The sequence below is a fragment of the Methylobacterium sp. M6A4_1b genome (genome assembly GCF_053345175.1).
Map to the genome: position 1 here is coordinate 1 of NZ_JBKEZQ010000050.1, position 11,548 is coordinate 11,548.

Sequence of the window (11,548 nt, forward strand, 5' to 3'; positions counted from 1 at the left end):
CCGGTGTTCGTGCCGGTGCCGGTGTTCACCTGGACCGGCTTCTACGCTGGTTTCAACGCCGGCTACGGCTTCGACGCCTCGAATCGCCAGACCAACGTCTACAACAATGTCTTTCCGAACCTTGTGCAGCCGAGCATCGCAGGCGCTCAGATCGTCTACTCCAACAACTCGAACGAGGGTTTCACGGGTGGTGGCCAGATCGGCTACAACTATCAGTTCACCCCGGGCTCGGGTGTCGTGATCGGTGTTGAGGCCGACGCTCAGTACGTCGATTTCGGCCGTAGCCGGAACAACGCTCTCGTCGGTCCCGGCACCTTTGCAGCCACCCCTGGCGTCACCTTCGTCGATCCGCGCGGCACCGCCAGCCTCGACTACTTCGGCACCGTGCGCGGCCGCCTTGGCTATGCCTTCGACCGCACCCTCGTGTACGGCACCGGTGGCTTCGCCTACGGCGCTGGCAGCAATGAGCGCTCCTTCGGCGGCTTCCGCGGCAACGACGACTTCCGCACTGGCTGGGCCGCTGGCGGCGGTATCGAGTACGCCCTGCCGACCGACTCGTTCCTGAACTTCTTCAAGTCCTCGGCCGTCACGCTCAAGGTCGAAGGCCTGTACGTGAACCTCGAGAACAACAACCGCAACGCTGGCGTCTACGCTTACGACACCAACAACGTTCTCTACCGTCAGCCCGGCTTCACCAACCGCAACAGCGGCACCGAGTTCGCCGTCGTCCGCGCCGGCCTGAACTACAAGTTCGGCTCCTACTAAGGTCCGGACCCTTCGCCCCCCTCGGGAGCGTTCATTTCACGAAAGAGCCCGGCCGAAAGGCCGGGCTTTTTCGCGTTGGCGAACGCGTCCGTGCGGAAATGCACGGCGTTACGGAACATTCGGATCGGCGCATGCATCCGGGACGGCAAACTTTGCGTTGAGCCCCTGACAAAGGCCGGTGGCACCCCCATCTGTGACCCGCCCGTGCGGGTGGTCACCCGCCGGCTTGCCCCAGGAGGACAACTCCATGAACAGCGAAGAACGCGACGTCATCGGCGGCATTTTCCAGCGCCTGGAGCAGGCCTCGAGCCAGCCCCGCGACGCGGAAGCCGAGCGCTTCATTGCCGACAAGATCCGGGCACAGCCCTACGCCCCCTACGCGATGGCGCAGCTGATCTACGTGCAGGAAGAGGCGATCAAGAGCCTGAACGAGCAGCTCGAGCAGCTGCGTCGGGCGGGCCAGCAGCAGCCCCAGGGCGGCGGCGGTTTCCTGTCCAGCATCTTCGGCGGCGGCTCCTCCGCCCGCCAGCCCGAGCCGCCGCGCCAGGGCGGCGCCTGGGGCAACCAGGGCGGGCAGCCCGGCTACGGCCAGCCGCAGTCGGGTTACGGCCAGCAGCCAGGCTACGGCCAGCAGCCGGGCTATGGCGGTCCGCAGCAGGGCGGCCCCTGGGCCGGACAGCAGGCGGCGCCGGCCCGTGGCGGCGGCTTCATGGCCACCGCCCTGCCCATGGCGGCGGGTGCCGCCGGCGGCATGCTCCTCGGCAGCGCCCTCTCCAACGCCTTCGCGGGCGGCCATTCGCAGCTCGGCAGCGCCGCGGCGGCCGGTCTCGGCGGAACCCCGGCCGCGACGGATAGCGGTCTCTTCGGGGGCGGCAACGATGACCTCGGTTCGGCCCTCGGCGGCGGCGGCGGTCTCCAGGACGCGTCCTTCGCCGACGATTCCGGCGGCGACTTCGGCGGCGATCTCGGCGGCGGCGGCGACGACGACTGGGTCTGATACGCGACGGCGGGGAGCCGGCACCCACGTGGCGGTGCCGGCTTCCTTCCGATCAGGTTCGAGGCGTCAGAGGACTTCGACGCGCGTGCCCACCGGCGTGCGCTCGTAGAGATCGATGACGTCCTCGTTCATCATGCGGATGCAGCCGGACGAGACGTTCTGGCCGATCGTATGCGGCTCGTTGGTGCCGTGGATGCGGTAGAGCGAGGAGCCGAGATAGAGGGCCCGCGCCCCGAGCGGGTTGCCGGGACCGCCGGCCATGTGGCGCGGCAGGTCGGGGCGGCGGCGGATCATCTCCTCCGGCGGCGTCCAATCCGGCCATTCCCGCTTCTGGCTGATGGTCTTCAGGCCCGACCACGCGAAGCCCGGCCGGCCGACGCCGATGCCGTAGCGGATCGCCTGATGTCCGGGCTGCACGAGATAGAGAAACTTTCCGGGCGTATCGACCACGATGGTCCCCGGCCGTTGCGGGCCGTCGAAGGACACGACCTGACGGGCGTAGCGCGGGTCGGCGGCGCGGGCGATCCCCTCGACCGCCGGCTCCAGCCCCTGGGCCGACGGGAGGGCGGCGACGCGGACCGGCGGCCGCAGGAAAGCCGCGGCGATCGGGAGCGTTTCGCGGCGTTCGACGCGCTCTTCGGGAACACGATCACCGGAATGGAGCTGGCGCGGAGCCTGGGCGACGCCGTAGAGACCGGGATCGCGCGCCGGCGCCCGCTCGTCGGCGAGGCGGGAGGCGTAGCGGACCGGAGCGGTCGCGGCCGGGCGCGCATCCTGGCCGCCCCCGAGCATGTACTCGATGAACCCCCCGCCATAGGCGCCGGACCGCGCGGGTCCCTGCTGCGCCTGTGCCCCCTGCCCCGCCAATCCCGCCGTCAGGCAGGCAATGGCCACGCACCAATCGAACCGCATGCTCGTCATCGCTCCAAGCCCGGTCGGACCCGCTCACGGGTGCGACGTGCCGACAGGATCGGAGACCGGGGCGAGGACCCGGTGAAGGAACATGGTGAATCGTTCAGCCCGGCGCGGCTTCGAACAGCTCATCGGATTCAGCGTGAACGGGCGGTAAAGGTTGCTGGAGCGTTGCGGCGTTCAAGAAATCGCAATCAGTTCGCGGCATCGTCATCCGGCTTCACTCTTTCCGGCTGATCGCGACCGATGACTCTCAAACGTTACCGCATCGAGGACAGCCTCGGGCTCGCCGCCCCCGCCGCGGCGGCGGAGGGCGCCGTCTCGTCGGAGGCGGCGAACCTGAATTCCAAGCGCCTCGAAGAGATCCTGGCGGCGATCCAGGACCTCAGGAAGGTGACGCAGACGAGCACCGTCGAGACCATCGAGGCCTGCCGGCGCGAGCTGAACGAAGCCTTCGCGATGCGCTCCGAACTCGACATCATGAAGGATGCGATCACCCGCACCAAGCAGGAGATCGCGACGCTCTACCGGTCGGAGAACACGGGCAAGGGCATGCGCCGCGTCGCCGGCGAACTCGACGCCGTGGTCGATTCGACCGAACGCGCCACCAGCACCATCCTCGGCGCGATCGAGGAGATCGAGACCAACGCGAGCATGCTGCGCGCCATGACCACCACCATGGCCGGGCGCGAGAACATCGACGCGATCCTCGACCGCGTCGTCGTCGCCTTCGAGGCCTGCAACTTCCAGGACCTCACCGGCCAGCGCATCAACAAGATCGTCGGCGTGCTGAAGTTCATCGAGGAACACCTCGACCGGATGATCGAGGCCTGGGGCGGCCTCGACACCTTCAGCGAGCTGCTGGGCGCAGGCCCCGCCAAGATCGACATCGACGACGAGAACTCGCTCCTCAACGGGCCGAAGCTCGCCGACGACATCGGGCACGTCGACCAGGGCGACATCGACGCGCTGTTCGACTGACCGGATGGGCGCCGATCCCATCCGGCGCCCCTTCCCTCGCCATTCCGCGAGGCTTAAGTCAGCGGCATGAGCCGCGCGCCCGCGAAAGACCACGCCTCGAAAGATCTGCCGCCGGACGGCTTCGACGACCAGGACGGCTTCCGCGAGGACGACTTCCGGGACGACGCCTCCGCCGACGGGCAGGACCACGCTCAGGCCGACGACGCCCCCGAGATCGACTTCGATTTCGAGGAGGGTGCGGTCAAGGCCGGCACCGAGGTGATCCGGCGGTTCTGGACGACCCTTCCGACCTCGCCGGGCGTCTACCGGATGTTCGACGACAAGGGGGACGTGCTCTACGTCGGCAAGGCCAAGAACCTCAAGGCGCGGGTCGGCTCCTACGCGAGGGGCCAGGCGCATTCCAACCGCATCGCCCGCATGATCTCGCAGACTGCGGCGATGGAGTTCGTCACCACCGCCACCGAGACCGAGGCGCTGCTCCTCGAGGCCAACCTCATCAAGCAGCTGAAGCCGCGCTTCAACGTGCTGATGCGGGACGACAAGTCGTTCCCCTACATCCTCGTCACGGCGGATTCGGAAGCGCCGCAGATCATCAAGCATCGCGGCGCCCGGCGCCGGAAGGGCAGCTATTACGGCCCCTTCGCCAGCGTCTGGGCGGTCAACCGCACGGTCAACGCCCTGCAGCGCGCCTTCCTGCTGCGCACCTGCACGGACAGCTACTACGAGAACCGCACCCGGCCCTGCTTGCTCTACCAGATCAAGCGCTGCTCCGGCCCCTGCACCGGCGAGATCGACCTCGCCGACTACCGGGCGCTCGCCGAGAACGCCAAGAGCTTTCTCGCGGGCAAGTCGAACGCGGTGAAGGACCGCATGCGCGAGGAGATGCAGGACGCCTCGGAGAAGATGGAGTTCGAGCGCGCGGCTCGGTTCCGCGACCGCATCGCGGCCCTGTCGGCGATCCAGGGCACGCAGGGCGTCAACACGCAGGGCGTCGAGGAGGCCGACGTCTTCGCCCTCGACGAGCAGGCGGGCCAGTTCTGCATCGAGGTGTTCTTCTTCCGCAACTTCCAGAACTGGGGCAACCGCGCCTACTTCCCCAAGGCCGATCGCACCATGACGCCGGACGAGGTCCTGGCCTCGTTCATCGGGCAGTTCTACGACGACAAGCCCGCGCCGCGCAGCGTCCTGGTCTCGCACGCCATCGAGGACGCGGAACTCCTGGCCGCCGCCCTGTCGAGCCGCACCGACTACCGGGTCGAGATCCACCAGCCGCAGCGCGGCGAGCGCAAGAACCTCGTCGAATACGCGCAGCGCAACGCCAAGGAGGCTCTCGGCCGGCGCCTCGCCGACACCGCCTCGCAGGGCAAGCTCCTGGCCGCCCTCGGCCAGTCGTTCGGGCTCACCGGGGCGCCGCGGCGGATCGAGGTCTACGACAACTCGCACATCATGGGCACGAACGCGGTCGGCGGCATGATCGTCGCCGGGCCGACGGGCTTCGCCAAGCAGCATTACCGCACGTTCAACATCAAGTCGGAGGAGCTGACCCCGGGCGACGATTACGGGATGATGCGCGAGGTGCTGCAGCGCCGCTTCAAGCGCCTCGTGAAGGAGAATCCCCGCACCGCACGGGAGGCCGCGATCGCGGCGAGCGAGGGCGGCGCGCGGGCGCCGGTGCCGGAGGCGCCGCCCGAGAGCGACACCCTGCCGGCCTGGCCCGACCTCGTGCTCGTCGACGGCGGCAAGGGGCAGCTCGACGCCGCCCGGACCGCCCTCGAGGAGATCGGCGTCACCGACGTCGCCCTGGTGGGCATCGCCAAGGGCCGCGACCGCGACGCCGGGCGCGAGACCTTCTTCGTGCCCGGCCGCCCCCCCTTCAAGCTGCAGCCGCGCGACCCGACCCTCTACTTCGTGCAGCGCCTGCGCGACGAGGCGCACCGCTTCGCCATCGGCAGCCACCGGGCCAAGCGCAAGCGCGAGATGGTGCGCAATCCGCTCGACGAGATCGCCGGGATCGGCCCGAGCCGCAAGCGCGCGCTGCTCCACCACTTCGGCACCGTGAAGGCGATCCAGCGGGCGGCATTCGAGGACCTGGCGAAGACTCCGGGGGTCAACGCCGCCACGGCCCGGGCCGTGTACGACTTCTTCCACACCCATGCGTGAGGACTTCGGCGTACCCGCGCGGTTGACCCCCACCGCCGCACATGGTTTCACGCCTGCGATGAATTCCGTCCTCACCCGCCGTCGGTCGCCAGCCTGGACGCTCGCGAACTGCCTCACCTACGGGCGGCTCGTGGCGGTGCCCGTGGTCGTCGCGCTGCTGTACTGGCCCGACGAGCCGGGCGCGCGCTTCGGCGCCCTGGCGGTCTACGTCCTGGCGGCGATCACCGACTACCTCGACGGCTACGTGGCGCGGACCTACGACCAGAGTTCCGCCCTCGGGCGGATGCTCGACCCCATCGCCGACAAGCTGCTGGTGGCCGCCTGCCTCCTGATGCTGGCCGCCGACCACACCATCGTCGGCTGGACCCTCTGGGCCGCGATCGTGATCCTGTGCCGGGAGATCCTGGTCTCGGGCCTGCGCGAGTATCTCGCCGAGCTCAAGGTCGGCGTGCCGGTGAGCAAGGTCGCCAAGTGGAAGACCACCGCGCAGCTGATCGCCATCGGCTTCCTGGTGGCCGGGCCGGCCGGGGAATCGATCCTGCCGGGCACGATCCAGGCCGGGACCGTCCTCCTCTGGATCGCCGCGGCGCTGACGCTCTATACCGGCTGGGACTACCTGCGCTCCGGCATCAAGCACGTCATCGACGACCCGCGCTGAGGAACACATCGCGATGAAGCTCGTCTATTTCGCCTGGGTGCGCGAGCGCGTCGGCAAGGCCGAGGAGACCGTCGACCTTCCCGCCGGGATCGTCACGGTCTCGGACCTCGTCGATTGGCTGCGTGGCCGGGGCGAGGAATACGCCTACGCCTTCGAGACCAGCGGCATCGTCCGCGCGGCGCTCGACCGGGTCCATGCCAAGCCGGACGCGCCGATCGCCGGCGCCTCCGAGATCGCGTTCTTTCCCCCCATGACCGGGGGCTGAGGCGCGGGCCTTCAGCGCTTGCCGCCGATGACCGGCTGCCGCGGCGTCCGCCTCAGCGCCTGCCCAGCGCCGCCGTGAAGGCCGCGAGGTTGTTGCGCATCATCGCCACGTAGGTCGGCGCCGGTCCGTCGGGCCCCGACAGGGCGTCGGAGAAGACCTTGCCGCCGATGGCCGCGCCGCTCTCGCGGGCGATCTGCTGCATCAGGCGCGGGTCGCTGATGTTCTCCAGGAACACGGCCGGGATCTTCTCCTGGCGGATCTGCCGGATGATCCGGGCGACGTCGCGCGGACTCGCCTCGCTGTCCGTCGACACCCCCTGCGGCGCGATGAAGGCGAGCCCGTAGGCGGCGGTGAAGTAGCCGAAGGCGTCGTGGGTGGTGATGATCCGGCGCTGGGCCTTCGGGATCGCGCCGACCGCCATGCGCACCTCGGCGTCGAGGGCGTCGAGGGTCGCGAGGTAGGCCCTGGCGTTGTCCGCATAGGTCGCGGCGTTGTCGGGGTCGATCCGCACCAGGGCATCGCGGATGTTGCCGACGTAGATCCGCGCATTGGCGATGCTCTGCCAGGCATGGGGATCGTCGTGGTGCCCATGCGCGTGGCCGGACCCGCCATGGCCGTGACCATCGTCCTCGGCCTCGATCGGCTTGACCCCGGCGGAAGCGACGACGACCGGTGCCTTCGTGCCCGAGGCCTTGATCAGCCGGTCGATCCAACCCTCCAGCCCGAGGCCGTTCACCACCACGAGGCGGGCATCGGCCAGGGTGCGGGCGTCGCTCGGCGCCGGCGCATAGCCGTGGGCGTCGGCGTTGGGCTGGACCAGGGACGTCACCGCGACCCGGTCGCCGCCGACCTGAGCGACGAAATCGGCCAGGATCGAGAAGCTCGCCACCGCCCGGAGCTTGGCCTCGGCGGCCGCGGCCGGTCCGACGAGGAGCCAGAGGACGAGCGCGAGGGCGGCGGGCAGGCGCGGGAGCCGGAGCGGCATCGGGGACGATCCTTTCGGTGAACCCGCCGGCTCTACTGTAACATTATCACATTTCCAAGTCCGGACGGCCCGCGGGTCTCCTTGTCTTTCGCTTGATCTCTCCGGGATGCGGACGCAAACACCCCCGACAGTCACGGCCCGGGCGCCGTCGGGCGGGCACGGACACGGAAAGAGCGGACCAGATGGCGCGACGGGCGCTTCCCAAGAGCGACATCCTCCCCCTCCTCGGCCGGGTCTGGCGGGAATGGATGCGGCCGCACCGGGCCACCCTCGCGGTGGTGCTGGTTCTGATCGCCCTCGTGGGGGCGGCGACGGGACTGTACCCGACCCTGATCAAGCTCGCCTTCGACGCCTTCGACCGCAAGGACATGGCCGCCCTCGCCTACGGCCCGGTGATCGTCATCGCCATCACGTCGATCCGCGGCTTCGCGCTGTTCGGCCAGAACGTCCTGACCAACCGCGTGGTCACCCGCGTGGAGGCCGACATGCAGGCCGCCCTCTACGGGCACCTCATCGAATCCGACCTCGCCCAACTCGGGCGCGAGAGCCCGGCCGCCTTCACACAGCGCTTCACCACGGATTTCGCCTTCATCAAGGAGGCCCTGACCCGCATCTCCACCGTCCTCCTGCGCGACATCGCCATGCTGATCGCCCTGGTGGCGGCCCTGGTCTGGATGGATCCGATCCTCACCCTGGTGGCCGGGGTGGTGGTGCCCTTCGTCGCCGGCCCGATCGGCCGGGTCGGCCGGAAGCTGCGCCGGGTCTCGACGGCGACGCAGGAGCGCATGGGCCTGACCGCCAGCCTGATCACCGAGAGCCTGCAGGGCGCGCGCATCGCCAAGACCTACGCGCTGGAAGGCTACCTCAAGGGTCGCGCCCAGGGCGCCTTCGACGAGGTGCGCCGGCTCAAGATGAAGGCCGCCAATGCCCGCGGGCGCCTCGACCCGCTCCTCGAGATCGGCGGCGGCTTCGCGGTCGCCGCGGTGCTGGCCCTGGTCGGCCAGCGCGTCACCTCGGGCGACCGCACGGTGGGCGACTTCACAGGCTACGTCACCGCGCTGCTCCTGGCCTCCCAGCCGATCCGCACGCTGGGCACGCTCAACGCGATCCTGCAGGAGGCCGGCGCCGCGCTCCAGCGCTACTTCGCCCTGATGGACGAGGCGCCGCAGATCCGCGACGCGCCGGACGCGCGCCCGCTCCAGGTGGCGGGGGGCGAGATCCGCTTCACCGGCGTCCGCTTCCGCTACCGCGCCGACGCGCCCGCCCTGGAGGGCATCGACCTCACCGTCCCGGCCGGCGCGACGGTGGCCCTGGTGGGCCGCTCGGGCTCGGGCAAGTCATCCCTCCTCAACCTCGTGCCGCGCCTCTACGACGTGACCGAGGGAGCCGTGCTCATCGACGGGCAGGACATCCGCACCGTCTCCCTCGCCTCCCTGCGCGCGGCGGTGGCGGTGGTCTCCCAGGACGTGGTCCTGTTCGACGACACCATCGCGGCCAATATCGGCTTCGGCCGGCCGGGGGCGACCCGCGCCGAGATCGAGGCGGCGGCCGAGGCGGCGGCGGCACACGGCTTCATCAGCCGGCTGCCGGAGGGCTACGACTTCCCCGTCGGCCCCTCGGGCGGGCGGCTCTCGGGGGGCGAGCGGCAGCGCATCTCCCTGGCCCGCGCCTTCCTCAAGGACGCTCCGATCCTCCTCCTCGACGAGGCGACGAGCGCCCTCGATTCCGAGTCCGAACGCCTCGTCCAGGGCGCGCTCCTGCGCCTGATGCAGGGCCGTACCACCCTGGTCATCGCGCACCGCCTCTCCACCGTGCGCGACGCCGACTGCATCGTCGTCATGGAGAGCGGGCGCATCCTCGAGACCGGGCGCCACGAGACCCTCGTGGCGGCGGGCGACGCCTATGCCCGGCTTCACCGGATGCAGCTCTCCGGCGATGCCGAGGACGCGGCCGTGCCGGCCTGACGGGACCGATCCGCGCCCCGCGGCGTTGAGCCGGGCGGAGCGGGATTCCAGGACCTCGATGCGGACAGAGCCTTTCGGAACCACCGCGGGCGGCGCGGCCGTGACGCGCCACACCCTCGCGCGGGGCGGCGTGACGGTGCAGATCCTCGATTACGGCGGCCTCATCAGCCGGATCGAGGTGCCGGACCGGACGGGCCGAAGCGCCAACGTGGTCCTCGGTGCCGCCGACCTCGCCGGCTACGCCGCGAGCGACGCGCATTTCGGAGCGCTCATCGGACGCTACGCCAACCGGATCGCCGGCGGCCGCTTCAGCCTCGACGGCCAGGTCCACCAACTGCCCCGCAACGAGGGCCGCAACACCATGCACGGCGGGCCGGAGGGCTTCGACCGGCGGATCTGGCGGGTCGAGGCCGCCGACGCGGCGCGCCTGACCCTGGCCTACCGCTCTCCCGACGGCGAGCAGGGTTTTCCCGGCAACCTCGACGTCACCGTGACCTATCGGCTGGAGGCGGACGGGACCCTCGCCATCGCCTACGCCGCCGTGACCGACCGGCCGACGATCCTCAACCTGACCAACCACAGCTACTTCAACCTCGCCGGCGAGGGCACGGGCTCCGCCCTCGGGCACGTCGTCACCATCGCGGCGGACGCCGTCCTGGAAACCGACGCCGAGCAGATCCCCACGGGCGCGGTCCTGCCCGTGGCCGGCACGCCCTTCGACTTCAGGGCGCCGATGGCCCTCGGCGCGCGCATCCGGACCGCGCATCCGCAGCTCGCCCTCGCCCACGGTTACGACCACACCTACGTGCTCGGGGGCGACGGAACCCTGCGGGAGGTCGCCCGCGCCGTCGACCCGGAGAGCGGACGCTGCCTCACCGTGGCGACGACCCAGCCGGGGCTGCAGCTCTACACCGCCAACATGCTCGACGGGACGGTGACGGGCTCGGGCGGCGGGCTGTACCGGGCCGGCGACGCGGTCTGCTTCGAGGCGCAGGGCTTCCCGGACGCCCCGAACCACCCGGCCTTTCCCGGCACCGTCCTGCGGCCGGACGCGCCCTTCCGGACGACGACCACCTATCGGTTCGGCACCGTTCCGTAGAGCGGGCTCCCGCCGCGGTCGCAGGCCTCAGCCGTGATGGGAATCCGGCTCGACCAGGATCTCGCGCTTGCCGGCATGGTTGGCCGGACCGACGATGCCCTCGACCTCCATTTTCTCCATCAGGGAGGCGGCGCGGTTGTAGCCGATCTGCAGGCGCCGCTGGATGTAGCTCGTCGAGGCCTTCTTGTCCCGCAGCACCACCTGCACCGCCTGGTCGTAGAGATCGCCGCCGGCCTCGCCGAAGCTGCCCTGGTCGAAGACCGCGCCGTCCATCTCGATCTCGTCGGCGCCGCCCTTGGCGCCCGACGCGCCGTCCTCCTCGGCCGTGACGGCCTCGAGATAGGAGGGCCGGCCCTGGCGCTTGAGGTGGGCGACCACGCTCTCGACTTCCGAGTCCGAGCAGAACGGCCCGTGCACGCGCGTCGTGCGCCCGCCGCCGGCCATGAACAGCATGTCGCCCTGGCCCAGCAGCTGCTCGGCGCCCATCTCGCCGAGAATCGTGCGGCTGTCGATCTTCGATGTGACCTGGAAGGAGATCCGGGTCGGGAAGTTGGCCTTGATCGTACCCGTGATCACGTCGACCGAGGGACGCTGGGTCGCCATGATCAGGTGGATGCCGGCCGCGCGCGCCATCTGGGCCAGGCGCTGGATCGCGCCCTCGATGTCCTTGCCCGCCACCATCATCAGGTCGGCCATCTCGTCGACCACGATCACGATGTAGGGCAGCGCCGAGAGGTCCATCTCCTCCGTCTCGTAGACGGC

11 protein-coding genes are annotated in these 11,548 nt (G+C 70.2%); 8 read left to right on the plus strand and 3 right to left on the minus strand.

What is annotated here, in order from left to right; all coding sequences use genetic code 11:
- Nucleotides 1–765, plus strand: a 765-nt coding sequence (locus ACLBWX_RS22325; RefSeq protein WP_447679135.1) for an outer membrane protein, incomplete at its 5' end; no start/stop codon positions are given.
- 247 nt (nucleotides 766–1,012) lie between these two features.
- A complete protein-coding gene (locus tag ACLBWX_RS22330; RefSeq protein ID WP_447679136.1) occupies nucleotides 1,013–1,762 on the plus strand; it encodes a DUF2076 domain-containing protein in 750 nt (249 codons plus the stop codon).
- A 66-nt stretch (nucleotides 1,763–1,828) separates the two neighbouring features.
- Here ACLBWX_RS22330 and ACLBWX_RS22335 read toward each other — a convergent pair whose 3' ends face one another.
- Nucleotides 1,829–2,674, minus strand: coding sequence for a L,D-transpeptidase (locus ACLBWX_RS22335; protein ID WP_447679137.1), 846 nt, complete (start codon nucleotides 2,672–2,674; stop codon nucleotides 1,829–1,831).
- Between the two features lie 246 nt (nucleotides 2,675–2,920).
- Between ACLBWX_RS22335 and ACLBWX_RS22340 the strand changes: the two genes are divergently transcribed.
- The 4 genes from ACLBWX_RS22340 (at nucleotide 2,921) to moaD (ending at nucleotide 6,738) form a co-directional block, all read left to right on the plus strand.
- Nucleotides 2,921–3,655 (plus strand): chemotaxis protein, encoded by a 735-nt coding sequence (locus tag ACLBWX_RS22340; RefSeq protein WP_447679138.1) that lies wholly within the window; start codon nucleotides 2,921–2,923, stop codon nucleotides 3,653–3,655.
- Between the two features lie 66 nt (nucleotides 3,656–3,721).
- Nucleotides 3,722–5,815, plus strand: coding sequence for an excinuclease ABC subunit UvrC (gene uvrC, locus ACLBWX_RS22345; RefSeq protein WP_447679139.1), 2,094 nt, complete (start codon nucleotides 3,722–3,724; stop codon nucleotides 5,813–5,815).
- 58 nt (nucleotides 5,816–5,873) lie between these two features.
- The gene (pgsA, locus tag ACLBWX_RS22350; RefSeq protein ID WP_447679140.1) at nucleotides 5,874–6,473 is read left to right on the plus strand and encodes a CDP-diacylglycerol--glycerol-3-phosphate 3-phosphatidyltransferase; all 600 of its coding nucleotides are present in this window, start codon (nucleotides 5,874–5,876) and stop codon (nucleotides 6,471–6,473) included.
- Between the two features lie 13 nt (nucleotides 6,474–6,486).
- Entirely contained in the window at nucleotides 6,487–6,738 is a 252-nt protein-coding gene (gene moaD, locus ACLBWX_RS22355; RefSeq protein WP_447679141.1) for a molybdopterin converting factor subunit 1, read from the plus strand.
- Nucleotides 6,739–6,790: 52 nt separating this feature from the next.
- Here the strand turns inward: moaD and ACLBWX_RS22360 are convergent, their stop codons facing one another.
- Nucleotides 6,791–7,723: a metal ABC transporter substrate-binding protein gene (locus tag ACLBWX_RS22360; RefSeq protein ID WP_447679142.1), complete on the minus strand. Its 933-nt coding sequence runs from the start codon at nucleotides 7,721–7,723 to the stop codon at nucleotides 6,791–6,793.
- A gap of 182 nt (nucleotides 7,724–7,905) precedes the next feature.
- On the opposite strand from ACLBWX_RS22360, the gene ACLBWX_RS22365 reads away from it, so the two are divergent.
- Both ACLBWX_RS22365 and ACLBWX_RS22370 read left to right on the plus strand, forming a co-directional pair.
- A complete protein-coding gene (locus ACLBWX_RS22365; RefSeq protein ID WP_447679143.1) occupies nucleotides 7,906–9,687 on the plus strand; it encodes an ABC transporter ATP-binding protein in 1,782 nt (593 codons plus the stop codon).
- A 58-nt stretch (nucleotides 9,688–9,745) separates the two neighbouring features.
- Nucleotides 9,746–10,786 (plus strand): aldose epimerase family protein, encoded by a 1,041-nt coding sequence (locus ACLBWX_RS22370; protein WP_447679144.1) that lies wholly within the window; start codon nucleotides 9,746–9,748, stop codon nucleotides 10,784–10,786.
- A 27-nt stretch (nucleotides 10,787–10,813) separates the two neighbouring features.
- Here ACLBWX_RS22370 and ACLBWX_RS22375 read toward each other — a convergent pair.
- Nucleotides 10,814–11,548: DNA translocase FtsK (locus ACLBWX_RS22375; protein WP_447679145.1), on the minus strand; the 735-nt coding region annotated here is incomplete at its 5' end.

Bases quoted from the DNA above. Each gene is read 5' to 3' on its own strand.
- uvrC (WP_447679139.1), top strand. From the start codon at position 3,722: ATGAGCCGCGCGCCCGCGAAAGACCACGCCTCGAAAGATCTGCCGCCG.
- ACLBWX_RS22370 (WP_447679144.1), top strand. From the start codon at position 9,746: ATGCGGACAGAGCCTTTCGGAACCACCGCGGGCGGCGCGGCCGTGACG.
- pgsA (WP_447679140.1), top strand. From the start codon at position 5,874: ATGAATTCCGTCCTCACCCGCCGTCGGTCGCCAGCCTGGACGCTCGCG.
- ACLBWX_RS22365 (WP_447679143.1), top strand. From the start codon at position 7,906: ATGGCGCGACGGGCGCTTCCCAAGAGCGACATCCTCCCCCTCCTCGGC.
- moaD (WP_447679141.1), top strand. From the start codon at position 6,487: ATGAAGCTCGTCTATTTCGCCTGGGTGCGCGAGCGCGTCGGCAAGGCC.
- ACLBWX_RS22330 (WP_447679136.1), top strand. From the start codon at position 1,013: ATGAACAGCGAAGAACGCGACGTCATCGGCGGCATTTTCCAGCGCCTG.
- ACLBWX_RS22360 (WP_447679142.1), bottom strand. From the start codon at position 7,723: ATGCCGCTCCGGCTCCCGCGCCTGCCCGCCGCCCTCGCGCTCGTCCTC.
- ACLBWX_RS22340 (WP_447679138.1), top strand. From the start codon at position 2,921: ATGACTCTCAAACGTTACCGCATCGAGGACAGCCTCGGGCTCGCCGCC.
- ACLBWX_RS22335 (WP_447679137.1), bottom strand. From the start codon at position 2,674: ATGCGGTTCGATTGGTGCGTGGCCATTGCCTGCCTGACGGCGGGATTG.